The following is a 25,015-nucleotide window of genomic DNA, read 5'->3' on the forward strand; positions in this document are numbered from 1 at the left end:
ACGGTCTCGCCGGATCAATAATGCCGGACAGCCCCATCGGTTCTTTCCTTTCAATGTCCGCGCTGTGTCGCGCGAGTGGCTAACTCGCGCAGGACAGCGTCGTCCTCTGCGGGTAGCTGCGCGGCCTGTAAGGCCGCCAGTGCCGCGTTGTAGCGGTGAACGATCATTTCCTCGACGGTTGCGCGGGAACCGGTGACGGTGAAGATATGTCTGATCTCTGCCGCGTGGGTCTCGTCCAGATCCGGGTTGCCAATCAGAGCACGTAACCGGCTTCGCTGATCGGCGTCGGCTCGCTTCCAGGCCAATGCGAGCAGGACGGTGTGTTTGCCGTCGCGCAGATCGTCGATGGCGGACTTGCCGGTATCGGCCGGGTCGGCGAAGACACCGAGCAGATCATCGCGGAGCTGGAAGGCCTCGCCCACCGGTATGCCGTAGGCGGTCCAGGTGTCGAGCATCTCTTGCCCCGCCCCCGCGAGAATCGATCCGAGCTGCAACGGACGCTCCACGGTGTACTTGGCCGTCTTGTACGTGGCGACCGTCAGGGCGCCCTCCATATCGTCATCGAGTACGCCGGTCGAGAGCAGGTCCAGATACTGACCGCTTAGGGTCTCGGTGCGCATGGCGTTGAGCAAGAGCCAGACCCGGCTCGCCCTGGCCGGGTCGAGTTCCGCGCCGTGCACCAGCTCATACGACCAGCCAAGGATGAGATCACCAAGCAGAATCGCGGTATGACGGCCGAACTGTTCGGACGCCGGATGGGTCGGATAGCGGGTAGCGATCTGCCGGTGCAGGGTCTGGCGACCACGACGGGTGTCGCTGTCGTCCATGACATCATCGTGTACCAGCGCGAAGGCGTGGAATAGTTCCAAGGACGCGGCAAGGTGTATGACATCGGCCGGGGCGCCGGTCCCGCCGGCCGCACGCCAACCGCTGTAGCACAGCGCCGGGCGCAAGCGCTTACCGCCGGCGAGACAACCCCGGAGCCACTCGATGAACAGTGAGACCTGCGGTGTGGCCGCCCGCTGCTCCTGGTGCGTGAGGAAATCCTCCAGCAGCGCGTCGACGGCGGAACGGACGTCACCTACTACGGAATGTGCGGTCGTCGTCATAATTCACGCACCCATGTGTCGGCCGGTACCAGACGGTCCATCGGATGGTCACCGTGCTGGTCATAAGCTAGGACGATCTCTCGCATCCGATGCAACATGCCGTCCACATACTTGGCGGGCAGGAAGGCGGTATCGTGGAATGCGGCCAGCCGCAGCATGGTTCCCTCCTGTCTGGCGATCATGTTCAGCCCCACCGGTAATCGGTATGGCAGCCCGTCGTAGTCGACGTGGTATGGGTCGCTGCGCTGGATCGAGCAGCCTTTCAACTGCAGGCCGGCCACCGGCGCCAGCGTCTCGAAGACGACCGGCTGCGACTTGGCGGCCACGGCGAGCAGGTCCGGAAGCTCCGCGCAGAGGGCGGGCATCGTGGCATCGGCGTGCCAATAGGTCGTGTTCAGTTCGTCGGCCGCCAGTCGGAGGCTATCTATAAAGGACAGATTTGGGAGGACCCGCTGGCGAACTAGCACCGTGTCGACGAAGACCCCCACGGTCCGCTCCAGCTCGGCGCTGCGCCGCGCCGCATTGACGGTGTTCAGCAGCACCTCCTGCGCACCGGTGTCGGCGGCCACGAGCGCATGGATCATCGCGTACAGGCCGGTGTGTAGCGTCACCCGGTTGGCCTGTACCAGCCGGAGAAAGCCGGTAGCGGGCACGACAACACTGTTGACCCTGACCCGGTGGGGCTCTTTGGATCTTCGCAGACGCTCGTTGGGAACGAGTTCGACAGGTCTTGCGCCACGGCATTTCTCGGCCCAGTACGTCAGGTCGGCGGCGCTCGGCGCGGGCGCGGCTTGGCTGATCGCGGCCCGATAGCTGGGCGCCGCATCGAGCCCCGGGGCACGGCCGGCCAGCATGCCCGCGTAGAGCTGGCTTAGCTCGCGCTCGATCAGATGAAGCGACCAGTCGTCCGCGATCATGTGCTGGACCCGCAACGATAACTGGTGCTCAACATCCGAGAAGCTGATCAGGTCGGCCGCGAAAACCCGCCCGGACGCCAGCTCTAGTGGCTCGGCCCGGAACAGATCCGCCAACCTGGTCCGCGGCCCTGCCGTGCGCAGCAGCCCGGTTGACGGCTGTCCGATCAGCTGACACTGCTCACCAGGCCGCAACTGCAGCGAAGTTCGCAGCGCTTCGTGCCGGCTGACCAGTTCGTCGACCGCGTCGCCCAACGCCGTGACGTCGAGCGTGCCGTTGATCCGGTAGGTGGCCGACAGGGTGAAGTCCGGCCCGGCTACGACGTTCCAGCCCGATGCTTGGTCGTGCGCCCAGACCGCGGACTGCATTTCGGTGAGCGGTAACCGGCCTGCCGGAGCCTCCTGCGGTGAACTGGCAGTGGCGGGTCGGCTGCGAGCGGGCGCGGTGGCCAGCCAGGCCGCCAGGTGCGCTACCGTCGGTTGCTCGAACACGATCCTGATCGGTGCGTGGACGCCGAACTCGTCACCGATGCGGTGCGCGGCGCGGGCGGCCAGCAGCGAGTCACCGCCCAGTTCGACGAAATCGTCGTGCAGGCCAATGGGTTGCACGCCGAGCAGTTCGGCGAAGATCGCCGCGACTCGGTGCTCGTCCGAAAGCGCTGGAGCCGCGTAGGCGGTACTCAGCTCCGGTCGCGTAACCGGTGGCTCGGGCAGGGCCGCATGATCGACCTTGCCGTTGGCGGTCAGCGGCAGACTGGGAACCAGGACATAGGTCGCCGGGCGTTCGTACTCGGGTAACAGCTGGTTCGCGTGCTGCCGCAGCGCGGCATACAGCGCCTCGGTCTGTGACATATCCCCGGACTCGGCAGTGATGTATGCGACCAACCGGTCAGAACGCTTGACGACGGCCGCATCCCGGATGTCAGAGGCACCGCGCAACACGGCAGCCACGCCGCCCGGCTCGACCCGATGACCGTTCACCTTCACCTGTTCGTCGAGCCTGCCGCGGATTTCCAGCTGGCCGTCTGGACGCCACCGCCCTACGTCTCCAGTGCGGTAGATCCGGCGGGAGGGGTCGGCCGGGTGCGGCACGAAGACTGTCCGGGTCAGTTCCGGTAAGCCGACGTAGCCCTCGGCGAGGTTGGCGCCGCCAATGCACAGCTCCCCGAACTCGCCTGGCGGTAACACCCGCAGGTCGCCGTCCAGCACGAGGACGTCCGTGTTCAGCACGGGCGTTCCGATGACGACGTCCTCGCCGGGATGGAGAGTCGCGCCCGCGCACCATACGGCCGCCTCGGTGGGACCGTACTCGTTGGTCAGCTCCACATTGGGCATTCGCCGGTAGTGTTCGTCGACGAGCTCGGCAGGACACGGTTCACCGCATACCACGACCTGTCGCAGCCCAGGCGCAGGCTTGTCCACAGAGGACAGAACGGCGCGGTAGAGCGACGCGGTGAGCAACGTGTGTGTGGTGGCACCGGCGGACAGCGCGTCGGCGAACTCGCCGAGCAGCCCAGCAGTGTCGGGCGCGAGCATCCGGAGCGTTCCGCCGGTGGCGAACGTCCACCAGATACCCGCCAGGGAGATGTCGAAGGTCATCGGTGAGACGAAGGCGAACTCGCCGATCCCCTCGCCGTAGCGGTGCAAACGGGCATAGGTGGAGTTGGCGACGGCGCCGTGGGACAAGGCCACCGGCTTTGGCCGCCCCGTGCTGCCCGAGGTGTGAATCACACAGGCCAAGGCATCCATGGGAGGCTCGGACCATGCTTCATCGGGTGACGACCGGCGAATCGCCGGATCGTCGAGGATGACTTGCCGGGCGTCCCCGACAGCGTCGCGTTCGCGCTCCACCACGAGATACCGCGCCTTGACACCGTTGAGTAGCTGCCGCAGCAGCGCGTCGGGGTGCGTGGGAGCAACGGGAACATGCACCGCACCAGCGGTGAGCACCGCGACGTGGGTCACCACGGCCGCGACACCGCGCGGCAGGCAGCTTGCTACCGGCGTACCCGGACGAACACCAAGCTCGACGAGGTATGCGGCGAGGCGGTGCGCCTCGTCGAGGAGCTCCGCATAGGTGAGCTGACGATTGGCATCTTTGACAGCGACAGTCGCCGGGTGAAGCTCGGCGCTGCCGCGCAGCATCGCAAGTAACGAAGGGGCTCGAAGAGCAGCGGACATCTGAAAAACCTTCCGTGGCCGGTAGGTCGTCCCACGACGGAAGCCGCCGGGGACCGAGATGTGGTTCACGAGGAGGACCGTGCGATGGCTCGGAGCCGGAGTCCCTTCGGTCGAATCGTCCCGCCCGGCAGGATCCGTCCCCGCTGGCTGGGAATGGGCGCCAACCGCCAGCGTCTGGCGATGGTGGCCAGCACGAGAGTGGCTTCGGCGAGGGCGAAACCTTCGCCGATACATTTCCGTGCGCCGCCCCCGAACGGGACGTAGGCATGGCGTCCGGGCGGGGTATTCCACCGATCGGGGTCGAACCGCTGAGCGTTGGGGTGCTCGTCGGGCCGACGATGGATGAGATAGGAACTGAAGACGACGGTGGTGCCGGCCGCGATAGGGTGTCCGCCCAGTTCGGTGTCGGTGCTGGCGATACGGGTCAGAAGCCAGGTGGGCGGATAGAGACGCAATGCCTCGTTGATGATTCGGGCGGTCAGGACGAGTTCGGGCAGATGATCGACGGGGTCGCCGGTCAGGACCTGGTCCACTTCGGCGTGTAGCTGGTCTTGAATGTCGGGGTGGTCGCTGAGCAGACGCAGCGCCCACGACAGTGTGACCGCCGTGGTCTCGATTCCGGCGAAGAAGAACGTCATGATCTGATCGACAAGTTCGGCGTCACTCAGCGACCCGCCGTCGAAGTCCGTTGTCGCCAGCAGCATGGACAGCATGTCGTCATGGTCGGTGCTGCCGGCGCGGCGGCGTTCCGTGATGATGCCGTGCGCGATCTGTTTGACGCGTGCCGTGGCGCGGTTATAGCGGAGGTTGGCGGGCAGCGGAAAGTTGTTGATCACGTCCGGGAGGATTATCCGCCGCAGACTCTGGAGCACGATGAGGTTCACGTTCTCCGTCAGTTCGGCGTGCACATCCGCGGCCAACGCGGTCCCCAGTACCGTTTCGGCCAGTGCATGCGTGGTAATCGCCGTCATTTCAGTCAGCACATCAACGGCTTGTCCCGGCTGCCACGCATCGACGACCGCCGCGGCCCTCCGGGCGATCACGCGCGAATAACCGGGAAGACGCTGCGGGTTGAAGGCGGGCTGGATCAGCCGCCGCTGTCTGCGATGCTGGCTGTGCGGGCAGGTCCCCAGGCCGTTGCCGAGGATGGGTCGGGCGACATCGTAAGCGAGCCCTCCCTTGTCGAAGATCTTGTCGTTGAGCAGGACGTGGCGGGTCAGTTCCGGCGTGCAGACCACGACCGCCCGTATGGTGCCAACCCGGACCGTGACCAGGTCGCCGTAACTGGGCAGGGTGCCCCAGAAGCCCAGCGGATCACGCAGCAGGCGCGGGACGTGGCCGAGCACGGGTATCGCCCCGGGGGCCGCGGCGGCTGTGCATGTCGTCTCCATCGATTTCTCCCTAAGCCGCACTAAGGATCTTCTTACTCAAGGCATGATGACCGAGGCGCAATTGCCCAGCAGGTAGCTCGGAATGCCCGGCGTCGGACTTTGGAAAGCACTGCTAGCCGCCGACACGACGACCCACGGCAGTAACAGCAGATTAGTGCACCCGGCGACCGCCAGAATCCGTGGCACGGCACGGAAGCGGGGGCGGAGCGCGTCGAGACCTCGTTCAACGGTGGTCAGACCGTCGGCACTCCGCCGGAAGTAGAGGACGGCCAGCGCGCCAACCCACAGCGCATAGAAGATCTCATGGTAGATGGGAAATTGATAGCGAGTTCCCGTCCAGAAGGAAAGATTCGGAATCGCGGCAGGGTAGGCGGCCAGCTCCAGCCAAACCGAAACATTGACCAGAGCGACGATGACAACGGACGTGATGGCTAGTGCAATGACGTTGAGCGTGCGCCTCGACAGTCCGTGCCAGCGGCGTTCAAGCAGCCGAAAGAGACGGCCCAGGCCCACGATGATGTAGACGAAAACCAGATAACCGAGCGTCACCTGAAATATCGATTCGGGTCCATGGCCGCGACAGCTGTCGATCCAACCGGGAGTTGCCGCGGCCCAGGAGCTGACGCTGACCATGTGGCTGTTGAGACTGAGCGTCGGTCCGACGAAGTTGACCAGGGGATCCTGCCACGCAGTGAGCAACAGAGCGCACGCGAACACGGCATCGGCGCCGAGTTGATGCTCCCGGCGGTATTGCCGGACAATCCTGATCGCAAAGACGATGAGGATTACCACGACCAGCAGCTCGAATCCCCGCAACACGACGATATTCCAGGCCGGCGGTCGGTCTGGGCCAACGGGGGTGACAATATGGGCCTGGCCGGTGACGAGCCAACTACCGTATATCCATGCCTGGATCAGGACGAAAACAGCGCCTAACGTCGCCCAAGCTCTGATCGGGGACCAGCCGACCAAGACTTTGGTTAAGCCGATTCTCGGAGCGGGGCTATCCATGCAGTAGTCCCTCCATGCGGGCATGACAAGTCGCGAAGGATGCTGGGGTATATCGCAAACGGCTCGCCTGTCAGGTAGCAAGTTTGGTTCTATCCTGTAATCAATGAGTACAGGATAGACTACAGGCTGTTATGTTCGTAGTGTCCTTACGGGCAGAGATTGTCGCCCCAACAAACATCTGCCGCTTATTGTGGTCGCCTGCGGTCGCGCTTGCCGGTAACCTCCATCGAGGTCAGGCTGCGTGTCGGTACTCGGCGCGGAAGCCGCCCAGGCGCTCACGTCCTCGTATTTCGAGGCGGGCGAGCGGGGTTGGATCGGCCATCGACTCCGGCAAAAGGTACAGCGGACGGGTGTTCGCGCCACGCTTTTACGGAAGTTCGACGAATTCTCCAGGTGCCGCTGGTTCCGGATCCCCGCATCCTTAAGGATGGCGTCAAAAAGTTCGGGCAAAATTGCTGCCCGCGGTCCCAGATCAGGAACCGCGCCCTGCAACCCGGGCGCTCGCGCCGATGTGGTGGAGGAGTTGCCGACGGCGCTTTTCCTGCCGCTAGCTACTTCGACCCGAAAAAGTCGTTGTGGTGATGGTGGACTGTGCTCGGGTCCGTGCGGCCGGATGGCGGGTCAGTGGGTTCGGCGGTGCGGGCGGGGCGGGTTGTCCTGCCGGGGTTATGCGCTCTTGGCGTGCGCCAGTGTGGCGATCTTGACGAGGTTGTGGGCGAGGACGCCGTCGCCCGCAACCGCCGGCCGCCCGACGCCGGTCGCGTATCGTGCGCGCCGCCCACCGGCGGCCTGCACTCGCTTGGCCGTGCCCGCGATCCTGGGGACCGCCTTGGCCAGCAGGCCGGAATCGGTCGGGTTTTCCACATTGGTCTCCACCGCCGTTGGCATCGACCCGAATCTTATTGGTGTGTACCAGTTTCGCTGTGGCAGCCTTGGCCGGCAGCGTTTCGTTGAGCCCGGCCACCGCCTCCGGCCCGCACCTTGAAGAACGCCGGATCGTCCGGCAAAGCGTTGACCCGCTCGAGCTCGCCCGGCATCCGCAGACACATCTCCGGCAACATCGTCTCCCCCGACGTGGGCTGCGGATTGGTGGGACCATTTGGCCTCAATTCCCTTGCGCCACAACCGTCCCGGCCATGATCCCACCAGTCGGGCACCCAATCTCGCAGGCACGCTGACGAACTACGGACCTGGTTCGCGGCCGGCGGTGGACAAAGCGGCGTTCTGTCGATAGCGGAGCAACGAAACTTGGCCAGCGCGCGGCGGCAATTACTTGGATCGCCCCATCGAACGCGGGGCTGTCGTCGAATTCGGGCAGGGGGCCAACGGCGCCGAGGCGTTCGCGGTCCTCGTGAGCACCTTTTTGTCGTCCACATGCGACATTTCACCGCTCTGCGGACCTGTCTCCGAGGGCGGAACCAAGGGCTCTACCAAGCCGCACAACTACATTCGGCACCAACCGAAACGATAAACAATCCACAGAGCGTGATCGCGCCCGCTGTCCAACCAAGATCCAACTGAGACGCTGTGAAAATCTTGATCCACCGGTGTTGACTTTTCCTCAAGTTTGCTTCTAGGGTTCATTACGAATCTTCGTACATCCGCCGAATTTGAACTGCGCTAGAAGTGTAGGAGCACTCGATGGTATGGGTCGGCGGGGGCGGCAAGTCGCCTATGGACTAATCGATCATCGAGGCGGTGTCCCGGGTGGATGTTCGACTGTGCGGGCGCACCCGCACCCGCACCCGCGGCCGGGCTCATCGAGGCCGTTCCCGAGAAGAGCGCAAACCGCTACCACGCAACTACTAATATGAGAAGTCGACCGGGCCGGATTCCGTTTCGGGCGGGGAAGATCCTCCGCAAGTCCGCCGCCGTCACCTCGGCGTCACCTCCGACAGGTCCGCCACCATCGTGGAGATGGCGTGCACGTCGTGAAACTCGTCCCGGTTCACGCGCTGGTACGGGATTTCGACGGCAAGCTCGGTACGAATGAAGTTGATCAGCATCGCCAGTCGCAGCGAGTCCAGCACTCCGTCTTCAAACAGAGCAGTGATGTGGGTGAATTCCTCGGGTTCTCCGTCGGTCAGCAGTCGCTCGCGGATGAAGTTGCACAACCTGTCCTCGACCTCGTCTACGCGCATTATTTCCTCCCGAAAGTGTGCCGTGTCGCCACGGTCGCCGGGTAATCAAGGCTCGCAGGGAATCGTTTGTCCGTACCAAACGGAAAGCGAGATGACGGGATGCGACGCTACCCGACCACTGTAGAGCGGCGCAAGAAGAAAATGTATTTCCGGGTGCGGTTTCAGGAGGGGTGCACGCATGCGTGCTTCCGACATGTTCATCAGCGGTCTTGGTGCGTACGTCCCTGATCAAGTAAGTGTGGCAGACGCGGTGCGGCAGGGCTGGTATTCCGACGAGCTGAGCCGGCTTCAGGAGTTCGTCAGCATCGCGGTCGCCGGTGGGATCTCCGCACCGGAGATGGCATTGCGCGCCGCGCGTGATGCGATCGAGGGCAGCGCGCATGCGCCTGACGAGCTGGACCTGTTGCTGTACTGCGGAGTGTGGCACCAGGGCCCCGACGGCTGGCAGCCGCAGTATCTCCTGCAACGCGAATTGATCGGCGGAGACGCGCTGGCGGTGGAGATCCAGCACGGCTGCAACGGCCTGTTCAGCGCGCTCAGCCTCGCGGTGGGCCATCTGCACGCCGACCGGGACCAGCGGGCCGCGCTGCTGGTGGGTACCGACAATTTCGGCACCCCGCTGATCGACAGGTGGTCGGTGAGCACGGCATTCGTCGTGGCCGACGCGGCTAGCGCCCTGGTGCTGAGCAAAAAGCCGTCCGCGGTGCAACTTCTGTCGGTGAACCTGCTGACGGTGCCGGAGGGAGAGCAGACCCACCGCAGCGGCGAGCCCCTGTTCCCGCCCGGGGCCACCGTGGGGCGCGTATTGGACTTCAACGCGCGCGCTGAGCATTTCCAGAGGGCATCCCAGCGGGACAGCGGTGGCACCCTGATGTCGTTGAAGATCCGGCAGCGCTTGCTACAGACCGTCCACCGAACCTTGGTGGAAGCCGGTATCGACATCAGCGACATCTCCCGGGTAGCTTGCGCGCACTATTCGCGGGAACTGGTCGAACAGTGGTTCCTGAGTGCCGTGAACATGCCGTTGTCGCGGTCGACGTGGAACTACGGCAGAACCATCGGTCATGCCGGCTGCAGTGACCAGTTCCTCGCGTTGCGCAATCTCATCGTCTCGGGGCAAGTGCACCAGGGAGATCACGTGTTGCTGCTGGGCGTCGGCCCGGGAATCACCATCGCCGCCGCGGTGGTCAGGATCGCTGACTCGGTCAAGTGAGAACTGCGGCACCCGTCGGTCACCTGATCTTGACGGGACACACGACCGTCGAAGGGAAACCGCAATGAACACGCAGCTGGACCCGACAGAACCGATCGCAGTCGTGGGAATCGGGTGCCGTTTCCCCGGTGCGGCAAGCTCTCCGGACGCGTTCTGGGACCTGCTCACCGCCGGTCGCGACGCCGTGGGACAAGTGCCCGACGACCGCTGGCGGGACTACCTGGCCATGGGTGCGGCCCACGCGGCGGCCGCTCAGCGAGCACCCAAGCGCGGCGGCTATCTCGGTGACCGTGACATCGCCTGCTTCGACAACGAGTTCTTCGGCTTCACGCGCCGAGAGGCCGAGACGATGGACCCGCAACACCGGATGATGCTGGAGGTCACTTGGGAGGCCCTGGAACACGCCGGTATCCCGCCCCTGACGCTGACCGGCCGGCAGGTCGGCGTGTTCACGGGAGTGATCAGCGACGACTATGGCCGCCGACTGCTGGAGAACTTGCCTGACGTGGACGCGTGGGTGGCGAGCGGGGCGTCGAACTGCGGCGCGGCCAATCGCGTGTCTTACGCCCTGGATCTGCGCGGCCCCAGCCTCGTCGTGGACACCGCGTGCTCCGCCTCGCTCACCGCGGTACACCTGGCCTGCCAGAGCCTGCGGTCGGGGGAGACCGAGCTCGCGCTGGCCGGTGCCGTCAACATCATCGCCGCCCCCGGCTGGTCGCTATCGCTGGAGGCGGCGGGCATGTTGTCACAGGTGGGGTTGTCCAAGGCCTTTTCCGCTGACGCCGACGGCTACGTGCGCGGCGAAGGCTGCGGCGTGCTGGTGCTCAAGCGGCTCGTCGACGCCGAACGCGACGGTGACCGGATCATGGCTGTGGTGCTGGGTACCTCGGTGATCCACGACGGTCGCACCGAGAACTTCGTGGCGCCCAGCGAGACCGCCCAACAGGCCATGGTGCGTAATGCCTGCGCGCAGGCGGGGGTCGAACCGGCCACAGTGGACTACGTCGAGGCGCACGGAACTGGCACGCGGCGCGGCGACTACACCGAGGCCACCGCGCTGAGCGCCGTCTACGGGGCTGAGCGTCCCGCGGACGATCCATGCTTGATCGGTTCGGTGAAGACCAACATCGGCCATCTGGAAGCCAGTGCGGGAATGGCCGGGATCATCAAGGCCGTGCTGGCCTTGGGGCACGAGCACATTCCGCCCAGCCTCAACGTTTCGTCGCTCAACCCGTCGATCGACTGGGCGACGGCGGGCCTCAGGGTGGCCACGCAGCCGACGGCGTGGCCGCAGCGCGCTCACCCCCGGCGCGCCGCGGTATCCAGCTTCGGATTCGGCGGCACCATCTCGCATGCGGTCCTGCAACAGGCCCCCGCTCGCCGCCCAGCAGCGATCGAGTCTCCCAGCATGCCCGCGAACACGAACGCGGTGTACCCGCTGTCGGCGCGGTCCGAGTCCGGGCTGCGTCACAATGCGGCCCGGCTCGCCGACTGGCTGGACGGCCCCGGTGCTGCCACGCCACTGGCCGATGTCGGCCACACGCTGGCCCTGCGACGCTCACACCTGACACACCGGGCCACCGTGGTCGCCGCGGACCGCGATGAACTGATCACCAGGTTGCGCCACATCGCCGACGGCGAGCTGGCTCCCGGGATCGCCACCGGAACCGCCGAGGACATTCCTCGTGTGGTGTGGGTGTTTTCCGGGCATGGCTCGCAATGGGTGGGCATGGGGCGTGAACTGCTGGCCACGCAGCCGGTTTTTGCCGACGTGATCGACCAGATCGAGCCGGTGTTCGCCGAGGAGGGCGGTTTTTCGCTGCGTGCGGCCCTGCGCGACGGCGAGTTCGCCGGCGCAGGCCCGACTCAGATGTTGATCTTCGCGATGGAGGCGGCGCTGGCCGAGGTGTGGCGCGCCCACGGTGCGACCCCGGACGCGGTCATCGGGCACTCGATGGGCGAGATCGCCGCGGCGGTTGTGTCCGGCGCGTGCACCCTTGAGGTAGGCGCGCGGCTGATCAGCAGGCGCTCCCGCCTGCTGTGGCGCGCCGATGGCAAGGGCGCGATGGCCACCGTCAATCTGCCGTTCGACGAGGTTGTCGCCAAGCTGGCCGGTCGGCAAGATGTGGTGGCCGCGATCTCGTCGTCGCCGACGGCTTCGGTGATCTCCGGCGAGACGGCTGCGGTCGAGGCGCTCATCGCGGAGTGGGAGGCTGAGGGCCTCTTGCCGCGCAAGATCGCCGTGGAGATCGCCTCCCACAGCCCGGCCATGGATCCGCTGCTGACCGAACTCCGGGAGTCCGTCGCCGACCTTCCTCTTGTTCAGCCGCTGATCCCGATGTACAGCACCAGTGCCACCGATCCTCGGGCGAAAGTCGCGCTGGACGGCGACTACTGGGCGAACAACCTGCGGCAGCCGGTGCGGCTGCGGGAGGCCGTCGAGGCAGCCGTGGCCGACGGCTATGGCGCGTTCCTCGAAGTCGCGCCGCACCCGGTGGTGTGCAACCCGATCATCGAGACCCTATCCGCGTTGGGGCGCGATGACGCTTTCGCGGGGCTTACCCTCCGCAGAGGGCACCCCGAGCTTGAGACCTTGCTGAACAGCATCGGCGAGGCGCACTGTCGTGGCATCGAGGTGGACTTGGGACGGCTGCATCCCGGCGGTGCACTGGTGACTCTGCCGTCCATGCAGTGGCAGAATCAGCCGCATTGGCGCGATTTCGCTCCGTCGGGCGCCGTCGAGCAGGCCAACCACGTCGCGGACTCGCACTCGTTGCTGGGTGCGGCTACCACTGTCGCGGGCCATTCGCTGCGGCTGTGGCGGACCTTCCTGGACGGTGACAACCGCCCCTACCCCGGCAGCCATCCCGTCAACGGCGTTGAGATCGTGCCCGCCTCGGTGCTGGTCAACACCTTCCTGGAGGCCGCCAACGGAGTCTCGCCCGGCGTGCTGACGGATGTGCAGTTCCGGCTGCCGCTGGTCGCCGACGACCAGGGCAAGGAGGTCCAGGTCGTCCACGATCACCGGTTGGCGCTCGCTGTGCGCGATCATGGCGCTGCCGAGCACTGGCGCACCTGCGTCACCGCGTCGATTCCCACGCAATCTCCGCACGGAGCGTTGCCCGCCACCCTGCCTGAGCCGCCGGATGAGTTCGTGCCCGGCGACCCCGACGAAATCCATGCCGGCATGGCCAGGACAGGGGTGGGCGGTTCGGCATTTCCCTGGCAGGTCGAGCAGTTATCCCGTGCGGGGCGGGCGCTGCGCGTCAGCGTGCGGCACGACTCCACCACCACCTGGGCGCCGATGCTGGACGCGGCGCTGTCGGTCGCCGCTGACGCCCTGTCGGATGGCACCACGCTGCGGATGCTCGCGCACGTCGCCGAGGTGCAGCTCACCGGCGGGCCGCCCGCGTACGCCGTGATCCAGGCGAGCGTCGACCAGGATCGCGACACGGCAACCGTGCTGGTCGCCGACCGCGACGGCACCGTGCTCGCGCGGATCAGCGGCGTTGGCTGCGCCGAAGTCGGCGCGGGCACGCTGGGCTCGGTCAACCCAGCGAGTCTGGTGCACGAGCTGGCATGGCGACGGTTGGAGCTCTCATCCGCACCTGAGCCGCCGACCGGCGTGGTGTTCGTCGGCGCGGACATGCTGCGCGAACCCCTTGCCGCTGCGGGCGTGCACTGCACGGTCGTCAGCAAGCCCGACGAGCTGGTCGCCGTGCTCGACTCGGCGTCACACGTCTGCGTACTCCCACCGTTGCCGGACAACGATGACGAGGTGCCGGACGCCGCCGCGCAATCGGCGAACCTACTCATCGAGACGGTGCGTACGGTGGCCGGCGCGGAACTGACGAGGAAGCCCCGGTTGTGGTGCCTCACCGCCGGGGTCAGGGACATTGCAACGGAAACCCGCCTCGCGCATGCCCCGTTGTGGGGCGTCGGGCGCATCGTGGCTGTCGAACACCCGGAGCTGTGGGGCGGCATCCTGGACGTGGATCCCGAGGACCCCAACGGCGTGGCCACGGCGCTGGCCGACATCCTGTGCGCCGGCCCCCGCGAAGACGTGATCAGCGTCCGCCGCGACGGCCCGTCGGTCGCGCGACTGGTACCCACGACCAAGGAACCGGCGGGTGAACCGGTCCGCTGCCGCCCGGACGGAACCTATCTGATCACGGGTGGGCTCGGTGGGCTCGCACCCGACATCGCGCAGCGGCTGATCGACCACGGCGCGCGCCGCATCGTCCTGGCCAGCAGGCACCGGTTCCCCGAACGAAGCACGTGGGACCGCCTGACCGACGCCGAAGTGTGCGGCCAGATCGAGTGGATCCGCGCGCTCGAAGCCCAGGGAGTCACCGTCAAGATCGTCGCGCTGGACATAGCCGACGCCGCGGCGGCGGCCCGTGAGCTGGCTCCGGGCGCACTGGGGTTACCGCCAATCAGGGGCATCGTCCACGCGGCAGGGGTGATCGGCGACCGGTTGGTGGACGAGATCGACGGCCAGGAGCTGGTCGATGTGGTGCGCCCCAAGGTATCTGGTGCGTGGACGTTGCACAGGCTCTTCCCGCCGGGAAGCCTGGACTTCCTCGTGCTGTTCTCCTCCAACGGCTATCTGACCGGCATGCCGGGGCAGGCCATGTATGCGGCCGGCAACGCGTTCCTGGACGCCTTCGCCACGCTCCGCGGATTTAGCGGTGCAGGGGACACCGTCAGCATCGGCTGGTCGCTGTGGCGAGGCAAAGGCATGGCGGGCAACAAGGTTGTCGAGAGCGAAATGCGTGCCCGGGGCATCGCCGACACCTCGGCAGCGGAGGCTCTGCAGGTGTGGGACCACATCGACCGACGCGGGCGCGGCTTTTTCGCGGTGCTGCGCACATTGCCACCCGACGACGAAGCACATGTGTCGCTGCCACTGCTCAGCGAGGCCATGGACCTGCAGGCGCTGGCCGCGGCGGAGCCGGACTCGGCTGCTTACCAGCACCTTGAGCCGGAGCAGTTGCGCGAGTGGCTGACCGGCGAGGTTGTCACGCTCATCGCGGCGGAGATGCGGGTGCCCGCCAGCAAGCTGGACCCGCAGGCGTCGTTGGTCAACCAGGGACTGGATTCGGTGATGTCGCTGGTGTTGCGCAGGAGGCTGGAAAGGCAGTTCGGCCAGAGCCTGCCCGCTAGCCTGCTGTGGCATAAGCCGACGGCCGCCGCGATCGTCGACCATCTGTCTGGTCTGTTGTCCAACAGCGTGCAGGAGGGCGCAGCGTCATGATTACCGACACCAAGAACGTTGATCGCCTCGGTTTTCTCGCCGAGGCAGCGCTGGGGTACAACCCGGTCGATCCCGACTACCACGGCAACGCGCACGAGCGCCACCGGCGGATGGCCGAGCGTGGTCCGTTATTCCGCACCGACGGCGGGATGTGGGCCGCCGTGTCCCACGAGGCGTGCGCAACCATCCTTCGCGACGCCAGGTTCGGGCACGACCCCGGCAGCCCGGCGCAGAACCTGTTCGATTCGACGCAGCGGCCAAGCGTGGCGCTGCGCTCGTTCGAGTTCATGGACGGCCCCGAGCATGACCGGCTGCGCAAGCTGGTCAACCGCGCGTTCACCGCGCGCCGCGTGGAGCGGCTGCGCCCGGCCGTGGAAACGCTGGCCACTCGGCTGCTCGCCGGTATGAGCGGCCGGATCGACGTGCTCGCGGACTTCATCCTGCCGCTGGCGATGACGACGATCGTGGACATGCTGGGGGCCCCGGCCGAGGACCACCACCGGTTCCGGGTGTGGGCGGAGGCCATCGTTCGCGGGCTGGATCCGGACTTCCTGCTTTCCCCCGCGGAGCTGGCCGCGCGGGAACAGGCCAACGCCGAGTTCGCCGAGTACTTCAATCATCTGGCCGCGCTGCGCCGGGCCGAGCCGAAGGACGACCTGATCAGCGCGCTGGTCACGGTCGAGGACGACGGTGCCGTCCTGAGCAGCGACGAGCTGGTCGCCATGTGCATGCTGCTGCTCGCCGCCGGGCACGAGTCCATCATGCACCTGGTCGGAAACGGCACGGTGGCCTTGCTGCACAACCCCGACCAGCTCGACCACTTCCGCGCCCACCCCGGCGAAGCGGCGAACGCCATGAACGAGTTGCTGCGCTACGACCCGCCTGTAGTGCTGCTGGTGCGTACTGCGCTCGCCGACGCCGAGGTGCTCGGGCAGCGCATCCGCCGTGGCGAGATCGTGTGGTTGCAGATCGGTGCGGCCAACCGGGACCCGGCCGTCTTTCCCGCGCCGGACCGGCTCGACCTCACCCGGGACACCAGCGGCAGCCTGGCCTTCGGGTTGGGTGCGCACTTCTGCATCGGGGCCTCGCTAGCCCGGCTGGAAGGCCAGGTCGCGTTGTCGGCCCTGCTGCGCCGCGACGTCGCCCTCGCCGAGGAACGGCTGATCCACCGGAAGAACGTCGTCGTCCGCGGATACGAGGCGGTGCCCGTGGTCCTGAGATGAGGCCTCGACGGAGATCAAGCCCTCGCCACCGCTTAAGACGAAAGAGTGTCCAAAGTGGATGATACAGGGAGGAATATAGACTAAATCTCGTTCAGGGCGCCACCGATATTCTTCGCCCTGCCGCGCGGGGCGGCGGCGCTTCGACTACATATCGCGTGTGCGTTGCTGGGTGTATGCCCAAGCGGCCACCTGGGAGCGGGAGGTGAAACCGAGTTTGCGGAGGATGTTTTCGACGTGGGTTTCGGCCGTGCGTAGGGAGATGACGAGCGCGGCGGCGATTTCCTTGTTGCTGTGTCCTTGGGCGACTAGGTCGGCGACTTCTCGTTCGCGGCGGGTCAGCAGGGCCGTGACCTGTCCGGCCGGTGCCGGTTCCGGCCGCTTCTCCCCGAGAACGTATGCGAGCATGCCCTCATACGTGAGATTGCGACCGCGCTCCACGGTGTCCTCGAATACGGTGTCGGCCAGTGCTTCGCGCGTTTCCTGCGCACATGTTTGGTGAAAGCCAACCAAATGTTTGAAAGCGCGGAACGACGTGCCGACGTCGCGGAAGAGGGCTCCGGCGGCGCCGAGCAGGGTGGCGGCCCGTTGGTACTGTCGCTGCTTGGCTGAGACCCAGGCCAGCACCTCCAGGGACCGCGCAGCGGCGAGCGGATTGAGGCCTTGTTCTTGGCTGAAGCGGAGGTATTCCTCTTGGTAGTGGCCGGCTTCGGTGGTGTTGCCGTCGGCCCAGGCGGCGACTCCGACGAGCCACATGGCCTGGCGGAATGCGGGTCCTGCGTGGGTGATGGTGAGGATGTGCCGGCGGCATTCCTGGACGAGGTCGTGGTCGCCTTGTAGTCCGGCGGTGACGCCGGAGGGCAGCAGGGTCAGCAGGGTGAGGTTGGGGTCGGGTTCGTCGGTGTGGGCGAGGATCGTGCGTGCTCGGTGCAGGGCGTGGGCGGCGGCGGGTAGGTCGCCGGCGAACAGGGCGCCCATGCCTTGGACGTGGGCGGCGTAGGCGAGGGTGAGGGGGTCGCCGAGTCGTTGGGCGAGTCGGTTTCCTTGGTCGAGTAGTCCTTGGGCGATGTCGGTGTCGCCTTGGGCGATGGCCAGTTCGGCGTCGAGGAGGAGGGCTTTGGCGCGGACGACGGTGGGTTGGGGTGCTTGGGCCAGGGCCAGGTGGAGCCAGCGTCGGCCTTCGGTGAACAGGCCCAGGCCCCACCAGCAGGGCCAGGGCAGGGTGACGACCAGGCGCATGGCTTCGTGGGCTTCGCCGGGTTGGCCGAGGCAGAATTCGACGGCGGCGCGGAGGTTGGACAGTACGCTGCGGATGCGGTTGAGCCAGTGTCCTTGCTGGTCGCTGACCCATTCGGCGCGTGCGCGGGCGACCAGGTTCTGGTACCAGTCGCGGTGGCGGCGGCGCAGGGTGTCGTATTCGCCGGTGTGGTGGAGGTGTTGTTCGCCGTAGTGGTGGACGGTTTCCAGCATGCGGAAGCGTTTGGTGGTGCCGTGGTCTTCGCAGATGAGGATGGATTTGTCGATGAGTCCGGCGATGACGTCCAGGAGGGCGGCTTGGGGGAGTTCGTCGTCGGTGCAGATGCCTTCGACGGCGTCGAGTTCGCAGCCGCCGACGAAGACCGATAGGCGGCTCCAGAGGGTGCGTTCGGGTTTGGTGCAGAGTTCGAAGGACCAGTCCAGGCAGGCTCGGAGGGTTTTCTGGCGGTCGGGTGCGGTGCGGCTGCCGCGGGTGAGTAGGAGGAATCTGTCGATGAGGCGGTCGAGGATCTGTTGGGGGCTGAGTGTGGGGAGCCAGGCTGCGGCGAGTTCGATGGCCAGGGGTACGCCGTCGAGGCGGTGGCAGATGCCGGCTACGGCGCGGTAGTTGGTTTCGGTGAGTTCGAAGGTGGGCACGGCGGCTTTGGCGCGGGTGGTGAACAGGGCGGCGGCTTCGGATTCGATGAGGTCGGCCAGGGTGGGTTGGTTGTCGGGGTGTGGGGTGGACAGGGGTGGTACGGGGTAGGTCATTTCGCCGTGGATGCGCAGTGGTTCGCGGCTGGTGGCCAGGATGCGCAGGCGTGGGCAGGTGCGCAGTAGGGCGTTGGCCAGCAGTCCGCATCCGGGGATCATGTGTTCGCAGTTGTCCAGGATCAGCAGGAGGTCTCGGTCGGCGAGGTGGTCGAGTAGTCCGGGCAGGGTGGGTTCGGCTGCGCCTAGTTCCATGGCCACGACGTGGGCGACGAATTCGGAGCTGTCCATTTCCCAGCCCAGTAGTTCCGGGTCGCGGATCTTGGTCAGGTCGACGAACCACACGCCGTCGGGAAAGGCGCGGCGGGCCTGGGCGCCGACCCGTAGCGCCAGGCTGGTCTTGCCCACGCCGCCGACGCCGGTCAGGGTCACCAGCCCGGAGTTGCCCAGGATCGTCCGGATCTCGCTCAACTCACGCCTACGCCCGACAAAGCCGCACAGATCCGCAGGTAGCTGCCCACTGGGGCGCGTGCCCATCGCCGAGGCGCGGTCGTGCGCGTACTCAGAGTCGGAACGACACGTAGGCATCACCAGCCTCCCCCGCCTCATCAAAGAAGGCCCGAGCCGCCCTGTCACTGACGATGCAGACAGTCACTGAGGGTTCCACGCTGTTTGACCGCATGTCAATTCGGCCCCGGGCCTGGCTCGCCACGGTCGCCGCGTTCCGCCTGGTCGAGGGGATCACCGGGTGCATACAGTCGACGATCTGCCTGGCACGGCCGACGGCCCCGAGACCTACCGCGCCGCCTTCCACGTACCTGAAATCCAAGCTGCTCAACGGTCTCACGCTCGGCCCCGACGACCCGCGCGCCCACCGCTGCGCCGCCCCCGGCCGCAACCCCGCCGGGAAATCTGGGGCAACCTCGCGGGTTTCGTGGGGTGTTCGGTGGACGAGTGTGCAATGTAGACGGTCGTGGTGGTAGGAGCCGAGGTAGGAGACGACGTCCCGCCTGGCGTCCGTGCGGAAGGCCCACAGGGTGGTGCCAATCCGGCTCTTGTAGCGACGAACGACTCCGCGCCCGCGTTGGCGCAGCACGCGATTGGCCGACTACAGGGCTTCTAGTTCGTCATGTCCGCCTTGTTGCGATACGACGCTGAGGGCCACATTGCTGAACTTCCAGCCGCTAGCCGTCCTCGTGAGGCGGCAGTCATAGATGCCTTCGACGATCCACGGATCGGTGTCGGCTTCAGAGCGCCAGTGCACGGAGTGGAGCTGGGCCCGCAGGGTTCCGCGGTCGCCGTCCTGGGTGATCACATGGTCGCGGGTGGTGTGCTGGGTGCGGGGGAACTTCGCCAAGTTGGCGCTGACGGCCTCGGCGAGACCCTCGCGGCCCTCATGCTGGCCCCAGGGAAGTTCGAGGATGCCGTCCTCGGTGTAGCAGTCGGCGTAGGCGTGGAAGTCTTTCTCATCGAGCGCCGTGGTGAAGCGATGGAGCCTGGCCGAAATCTGTTCGCGGTCTGTCTTGGAAAGTGCCGGGTCGAGAGGATGAGACATCGCGTGCCCTCCGGATCGCTGACTGGTTCGTGGGGGCGATCCTAGAGTGTAGCGGCGCCGCGAGCTCCCCGGCACGGTCCTCGGCAGTGAAGACGGCGTCGAAGGTTTGCGCGAGTAGAGCTCCACGGTGCACCCATCGTCCACACTGGACGATTCGCGGTGTTAGGAGAGTTGATCTTGAAGCGCCCCTGGTGTCTTACTTGGGGATACCCGTGGGTCTGTGTCTGGACTCGCGGGTGTCAGCGGGTCGCGCGCTCCACGAGCTCAAGGATGTGGACGTAGGGCTGCCCGGTGGCGCGGGTCATTCCTAGCTCGCAGGTGCGGTTGCAGGAGGCGAAGGCCTGGTGCTTGCCGTCGGTGATCTCCGCGGCCTGGTCATGGGTCGCCGACGCGGTGAGTTCGGGGCCCGATGATCGGCAAGGCCTCCAGTGCGGGTCGTGCCGTCTCGGCCAGCTCGTCGACGTCGGCCCGTGTCGCGGCCTGGTACTCGACGAGCAGTGCGGCGTGCTTATCCACCGCGAGGGTCCGCAGCAACTCGTCGGCGGCGGGATCACGTTGGCCGACACGCAGCGACGTGGCGTCGAGCAGTTCGATCGACACGGGGCCCGAGGCGACCAGTCCGGGCAGCGCACCCGTCGCCGCGGCGAGGTCGTCGAAGACCAGCAGTCCGGTGCGGGTGTGGGGCAGTACCGGCACGGTCCGCATGACGATGGAGGCGATGAACGCCAGCGTTCCCTCGCTGCCCACGACCAGGTGGGCCAGGATTTCCGCGGGGAGGGAGAAGTCCAGCAGCGAGTTGATTCCGTAGCCCATCGTGTTCTTCATGGCGAACTGCTGCTCGATCCGTTCCCGCAGAACGGGGGAGTGGCGCACCTGGTCGCGGAGGCGCCCGAGACCGGCGTAGAGCGCCGGTTCGCAGGCGCGCAGTTTGTCATCGGCGTCCGGGGCTCCGGTGTCGATGACGGTGCCAGAGGGTAGGACGAGGACCATCGATTCGAGCGTCGCGTAGCTGTTGGCCGTGGTGCCGCAGGCCATGCCGCTGGAATTGTTGGCGACCGCGCCGCCGAGAGTGCAGGCGATCTCGCTCGCCGGGTCAGGCCCGAGCTTGCGCCCGTATCGGGCAAGTCGGGCGTTGACCTGGCGGATGGTCGCGCCCGGCCCGACGCGCACCCGCAGGCCGTCGTCGAGAACCTCGATCGACCGGAACCGGGATCGGGTGTCGACCAGAATCCCGGTGGTCCCGGCCTGGCCGGACAGGCTCGTGCCACCGGAGCGGAACGTCAGTGCGATCCCGACGGCCTTTGCCGCGGCGAACAGACGGCCGACGGCTGCGGCATCGTTCGGTGTGGCGACCGCGGTCGGCACGAGGTGGAAATGCGAAGCGTCATGGGCGTAGGAGAGCCGGTCGGTCGCGCGGTCGAGCAGCGACCCGTCCCCGGCGAGGGCTCGCCGCAGCGTTGCCAGGGAGCCGGTCGCTGCCGCCTCGTTGAGACCCGTTCTCCTCAGCCACTTTCGCATCGTCATGTTGTATGACAACCTGACTACCACGTCAATACCGGGCGAGGTACGGCTGGGGAAGCGGCGGATATCCTGACCGTCGTAGCGAGCGGAAGCGCGGGTAGGTGACATGGGGCGACTCGAGACGATCTCGGTCACTACCTTGTTGGTCGACACGCTTCGGGCGCAGATCCTCGACGGGAAGGTCGAGTCGGGTCGCGGCCTGGCGGAGAACGATGTCGCCGCCGAGTACGAAGTTTCCCGCCCGACCGCCCGGGTCGCGATCACCCAGCTCGTGCAGGAGGGCCTGCTGCGCCGCAACGGGCGCCAGCAGCCGGCTCGCGTCCCGCAACTGACCGCGGCCGATGTCGAGGACCTATTCGTTGTCCGGCTGCCGCTCGAACTTGAGGTCGTCCGGCTCGTGGCGGGGCGCCCGGACGCGCACGGTCGGGCCGCGCGGGCGGTCGATGACCTGCGCGCCATCGACTCCGGCCGGCCGCACAGTGCCTTCGTCGAGGCGGATCTGCGCTTCCATCGGGCCCTTGTCGATGCAATCGGCAGCCCGCGGATGACCAGCCACTACGAGCGGCTGAGCGGCGAGATCCATCTCTCGATGGTTCAGTCGCGGCTGGTGCTCGGCCGCGACCGCATCGTGGCCGAGCACAGCGCGATCCTCGCCGCGATCGTCGCCGGCGATGTCGCGCGTGCGCACGAGTTGATGGAATCGCACCTCGCCGGTGCCCGGGACGCGATGGTGGCCAGTCTGGGTGCCGACTCGCTCGTCAGCGGGCAGTGAGCACCATGCGGAAGCGCGCGGCGACGGAGATCATCTTCTGGTACGCGTCATTGGCTTGGTTCAGCGGGAGAATCTCGATCACCGGGCGTATTCCGTGCAGGAGGTGCCGCGATGGGGGGCGAGCGCCTCGCGGGTCTGTCGGGCCTCAATAGGAACCGACCGTGCCGTCGGTCCATTCGTCCAGGTCGTCCAGGCGCGTTCCGACGTGACCAGGGAAGTCCTCAAGGGAGTGCAGGCGCCGATGGATTTCCGCGCGGACGACGAGCACTTCGCGGCGGTGCCGTTGCACGAGGTCCCAGCACTGCTGTTCGAGCGCGTGGTTCATGCAGAGCTCGGCGAGTTTGGCGCGGCGATCAAGTTCGTCCAAGAGGCAGGATGCCAGTGACGCACTGTGAGATTGCTGGATGAGCTGGGACATGGTCACACCCCGATTTCATCGGTGGATGTCTGGTGGGTCGACCTGTTTAGGGCACTTTCCACTGTGACGTCCGGACCAGAGTCAGGTACGGGGCGAACTACTTAACACGCAGTCACATTTGGCTTGAGTAGTGCACCGGTCTGCCGTGCTGGGCTAGCGGACGATCGACCGGCGCTGGCGGCAGGCCCGGTGGGGGTCAAGTGTTCGAGGGGGACTTGCGCGTTGACCACACGCCTAGTTGTTGACGATGGCGCCCGTCCCGGTAGTAGCCCGGATGCCCGCGAGGCCCGTGGGAGGTCTTCCTGGACCCTCGGCATCGCCGTACGCGGCGTCGCTGCTTCGGGAGGAGCTTGTCCGTCCACAACGGACAAATAAAAGGCAAGGAGAGCACCACTGCCTGCCACCTTCAACATATAGCGCACTGGGGGCCTTGCGGCAAGACCCGGGTCGTGCCGCAGAATTCGTCGGCCGAAGCCAGTACTTGGGGAAATGGGAGTCGCGACGTGCGTGTGTTGTTGTCGACGTATGGGGGCCGCGGGGGACGCGCCGCCGGACTGCGCGGAGCAGCCGACCGAAATTCATCTCGTTAAATGGGGATTTTCATGATTGACGTGATTATTGCCGGCGGCGGACCGACCGGCGTGATGCTGGCTTGCGAGTTGCGGCTGCACGGCGTGCACGTGCTCGTGCTGGAGAAGGACGCGGAACCGACCAAGGTTGTCCGCGCGCTCGGCCTGCATGCGCGCAGCATCGAGGTGATGGCCCAGCGCGGTCTGCTGGAGCGGTTCCTGGCGCTCGGCAAGCAGTATCCGGTCGGTGGTTTCTTCGCCGGCATCAGCAAGCCGGCGCCGGAGCGGCTGGACACCGCGCATCCGTATGTCCTCGGCATCCCGCAGACCACCGTCGAGCGCTTGCTGATCGAGCACGCCACCAAACTTGGCGTCGAGATCCGGCGCGGGTGCGAACTGGTCGGGCTGAGCCAGGACGACCACGGGGTGGCCGCCGAGCTGGCCGACGGCACGCAGCTGCGCTCGCGCTACCTCGTCGGCTGTGACGGCGGCCGCAGCACGGTGCGCAAGCTGCTCGGCGTCGGCTTCCCCGGCGAGCCCACCAGGCGCGAGACACTGCTGGGCGAGGTGAAGCTGACCGCGTCGCCGGAGACGTTGAACGCCGTGATAGCCGAGGTCCGCAAGACCCACAAGAATTTCGGCGCCGTGCCCCTCGGGGACGGGGTGTACCGCCTCGGCGCGCCCGCCGAGGGGGTGGCCGAGGACCGCACGGTCCCGCCGACCCTGGATGAGCTGAAGCAGCAGGTGCGCAAACTCGCCGGCACCGACTTCGGCGTGCACTCCCCGCGCTGGCTGTCCCGCTTCGGCGACGCCACCCGGCTGGCCGAGCGATACCGTTCCGGGCGGGTGCTGCTGGCCGGCGACGCGGCGCACATCCACCCGCCGTACGGCGGGCAGGGCCTCGGCCTCGGTATCCAGGACGCGTTCAACCTCGGCTGGAAACTGGCCGCCGAGGTCGGCGGCTGGGCGCCGGAGGGGCTGCTGGACAGCTACCACACCGAACGGCACCCGGTGGCCGCCGCCGTGCTGGACAACACCCGCGCGCAGGGCGAGCTGCTGTCTCTTGAGCCGGGTTCCCAGGCAGTGCGTCGGCTGGTGGCGGAGCTGATGGACTTCGAGGAGGTGAACCGGTATTTGATCGAGAAGATCACCGCGCTCGGGGTTCGCTACGACTTCGGCGCGGGGCATGAACTTCTGGGCCGGCGGATGCGGGACGTGGGGCTGAAGCGGGGGCGCCTCTACGAGTTGATGCACGGCGGCCGCGAGCTGCTGCTCGACCAGACGGGCCGGCTTTCGGTAGCGGGTTGGGAGGATCGGGTCGACCGCGTCGTCGACGTCAGTGAGGAACTGGACGTGCCCGCTTTGCTGTTGCGGCCGGACGGCCACGTGGCGTGGGCCGGTGAAGACCAGCAGGAACTGCTCGACCAGCTGCCTCGGTGGTTCGGCGCCGCCGTCGGCTGAGTTCGCAGGCGTGGCCGGAAGGGGTGTGACGCGGCCGGTGCGGTAGCGCACCGGCCCAGTCCCCGGATCGACGGTGTCCGGTCACAGACCTCTGGCCCGTACATCACCGGACCGGCGCTTCGCGACTTGCGTACGGGGGCAGTGAGTCCTTTTGGGCAGCCACAGCTACCCAAAAGACTCGTGCCTGCGGACCTGCGCGCCTCCGGATGAGCACAGGAGGGCCCTTTTGTTGGGTTTTGAGAAACGGCACACGCAAAATCATTGCGCGTGTCGGGGGTGCCTGGTTCAAACGGGCGGTATGGCTGGTTCATACTACCCAGCGCGGTAATCGTTTC

General features: G+C 66.6%; 14 protein-coding genes and 1 pseudogene. 5 read left to right on the forward strand and 10 right to left on the reverse strand.

Translation table 11 applies throughout. The annotated features are described in order from the left end of the window. Window positions 1–50: 50 nt before the first annotated feature. The 6 genes and pseudogenes from BJ970_RS36230 to BJ970_RS36255 form a co-directional block, all read right to left on the reverse strand. Window positions 51–1,109 (reverse strand): polyprenyl synthetase family protein, encoded by a 1,059-nt coding sequence (locus tag BJ970_RS36230; RefSeq protein WP_184732980.1) that lies wholly within the window; start codon window positions 1,107–1,109, stop codon window positions 51–53. Then, complete coding sequence (locus tag BJ970_RS36235) at window positions 1,106–4,204, reverse strand: non-ribosomal peptide synthetase (RefSeq protein WP_184732982.1); 3,099 nt, start codon at window positions 4,202–4,204, stop codon at window positions 1,106–1,108. Before BJ970_RS36235 ends, BJ970_RS36230 begins: the two co-directional genes overlap by 4 nt. A gap of 65 nt (window positions 4,205–4,269) precedes the next feature. Further along, window positions 4,270–5,595, reverse strand: a complete 1,326-nt coding sequence (locus BJ970_RS36240) for a cytochrome P450 (RefSeq protein ID WP_184732984.1) — start codon at window positions 5,593–5,595, stop codon at window positions 4,270–4,272. 36 nt (window positions 5,596–5,631) lie between these two features. Continuing rightward, entirely contained in the window at window positions 5,632–6,606 is a 975-nt protein-coding gene (locus tag BJ970_RS36245) for a spirocyclase AveC family protein (RefSeq protein WP_184732986.1), read from the reverse strand. A 739-nt stretch (window positions 6,607–7,345) separates the two neighbouring features. After that, a pseudogene (locus BJ970_RS38685) lies at window positions 7,346–7,594 on the reverse strand (ISNCY family transposase); the annotation flags it as partial. A gap of 886 nt (window positions 7,595–8,480) precedes the next feature. After that, on the reverse strand, window positions 8,481–8,747 hold the full coding sequence (locus BJ970_RS36255; RefSeq protein WP_184732990.1) for an acyl carrier protein: 267 nt from the start codon (window positions 8,745–8,747) through the stop codon (window positions 8,481–8,483). 178 nt (window positions 8,748–8,925) lie between these two features. On the opposite strand from BJ970_RS36255, the gene BJ970_RS36260 reads away from it, so the two are divergent. The 3 genes from BJ970_RS36260 to BJ970_RS36270 all read left to right on the forward strand — a co-directional run bounded on the left by BJ970_RS36260 (window position 8,926) and on the right by BJ970_RS36270 (window position 16,440). After that, window positions 8,926–9,960: a ketoacyl-ACP synthase III family protein gene (locus BJ970_RS36260; RefSeq protein WP_184732991.1), complete on the forward strand. Its 1,035-nt coding sequence runs from the start codon at window positions 8,926–8,928 to the stop codon at window positions 9,958–9,960. A 64-nt stretch (window positions 9,961–10,024) separates the two neighbouring features. Beyond that, a complete protein-coding gene (locus BJ970_RS36265) occupies window positions 10,025–15,217 on the forward strand; it encodes a type I polyketide synthase (RefSeq protein WP_184732993.1) in 5,193 nt (1,730 codons plus the stop codon). Beyond that, complete coding sequence (locus tag BJ970_RS36270; RefSeq protein WP_184732995.1) at window positions 15,214–16,440, forward strand: cytochrome P450; 1,227 nt, start codon at window positions 15,214–15,216, stop codon at window positions 16,438–16,440. Before BJ970_RS36265 ends, BJ970_RS36270 begins: the two co-directional genes overlap by 4 nt. A 144-nt stretch (window positions 16,441–16,584) precedes the next feature. Here BJ970_RS36270 and BJ970_RS36275 read toward each other — a convergent pair whose 3' ends face one another. The 3 genes from BJ970_RS36275 to BJ970_RS36285 form a co-directional block, all read right to left on the reverse strand. After that, entirely contained in the window at window positions 16,585–18,972 is a 2,388-nt protein-coding gene (locus tag BJ970_RS36275; protein WP_184732997.1) for an ATP-binding protein, read from the reverse strand. A gap of 520 nt (window positions 18,973–19,492) precedes the next feature. Continuing rightward, a complete protein-coding gene (locus BJ970_RS36280) occupies window positions 19,493–19,939 on the reverse strand; it encodes a nuclear transport factor 2 family protein (protein ID WP_184732999.1) in 447 nt (148 codons plus the stop codon). 375 nt (window positions 19,940–20,314) lie between these two features. Beyond that, a complete protein-coding gene (locus tag BJ970_RS36285; RefSeq protein ID WP_184733001.1) occupies window positions 20,315–21,457 on the reverse strand; it encodes an FAD-binding oxidoreductase in 1,143 nt (380 codons plus the stop codon). A gap of 109 nt (window positions 21,458–21,566) precedes the next feature. Between BJ970_RS36285 and BJ970_RS36290 the strand changes: the two genes are divergently transcribed. Further along, window positions 21,567–22,232, forward strand: a complete 666-nt coding sequence (locus tag BJ970_RS36290) for a GntR family transcriptional regulator (protein WP_184733003.1) — start codon at window positions 21,567–21,569, stop codon at window positions 22,230–22,232. 145 nt (window positions 22,233–22,377) lie between these two features. Here the strand turns inward: BJ970_RS36290 and BJ970_RS36295 are convergent, their stop codons facing one another. After that, entirely contained in the window at window positions 22,378–22,599 is a 222-nt protein-coding gene (locus tag BJ970_RS36295) for a hypothetical protein (RefSeq protein WP_184733005.1), read from the reverse strand. 653 nt (window positions 22,600–23,252) lie between these two features. Here BJ970_RS36295 and rox point away from each other — a divergent pair. Then, entirely contained in the window at window positions 23,253–24,680 is a 1,428-nt protein-coding gene (gene rox, locus BJ970_RS36300) for a rifampin monooxygenase (protein WP_184733007.1), read from the forward strand. Window positions 24,681–25,015 lie beyond the last annotated feature (335 nt).

The sequence above is a fragment of the Saccharopolyspora phatthalungensis genome (assembly GCF_014203395.1).
In the GTDB taxonomy this organism is placed as follows: Bacteria; Actinomycetota; Actinomycetes; order Mycobacteriales; family Pseudonocardiaceae; genus Saccharopolyspora; species Saccharopolyspora phatthalungensis.